At 61.6% G+C, this 542-nt stretch carries 1 protein-coding gene; it reads left to right on the top strand.

Going from position 1 to position 542, the window contains the following annotated elements; translation table 11 throughout:
• Positions 1–63 precede the first annotated feature (63 nt).
• Positions 64–542, top strand: a 479-nt coding sequence (locus AC1D0Z_RS23945) for an ABC transporter permease family protein (RefSeq protein ID WP_477660593.1), incomplete at its 3' end; no start/stop codon positions are given.

Genomic DNA, 542 nt, shown 5'->3' with positions numbered 1-542 from the left:
AAGCTGTACCCGACCCCCCCATGTTCATGCGCTCACATTGACATAGCCCGGAGATATTTCCTCATGTGGTCCTACACCTTCAGGCGCATCCTGGCAACGATCCCCACCCTGCTGGCCGTCGTCACCGTCTGCTACCTGCTGCTGCACGGCACGCCGGGCGGGCCTTTCGACGACGAGCGCAAGGTGTCCGCCGCGGTGCTGGCCAACCTGCAGGCCAAGTACCACCTCGATCTGCCCTTGTGGCAGCAATACCTGTATTACCTCAACAGCCTGCTGCACGGCGACCTGGGTGCTTCGTTTCGTTATGCCGACTGGTCTGTCAATGAACTGGTAGCCAATGCGCTGCCGGTGTCCGCGGCGATAGGTGGGGGTGCCAYCGTCATCTCCTTCTTTCTCGGTGTGTTTCTAGGCACGGTGGCCGCCGTGCGCCAGAACAGCGTGGTCGACTACGGGGTGATGCTGCTCGGCAACGCCGGGCATGTGTTTCCGTCGTTTGTGATCGGCCCGGTCCTGATTCTGGTGTTCGCCGTCTGGCTCAAGTG

Source organism: Polaromonas sp. P1_E3 (genome assembly GCF_056405935.1).
This window is presented reverse-complemented; position numbering and strand designations above follow the sequence as displayed.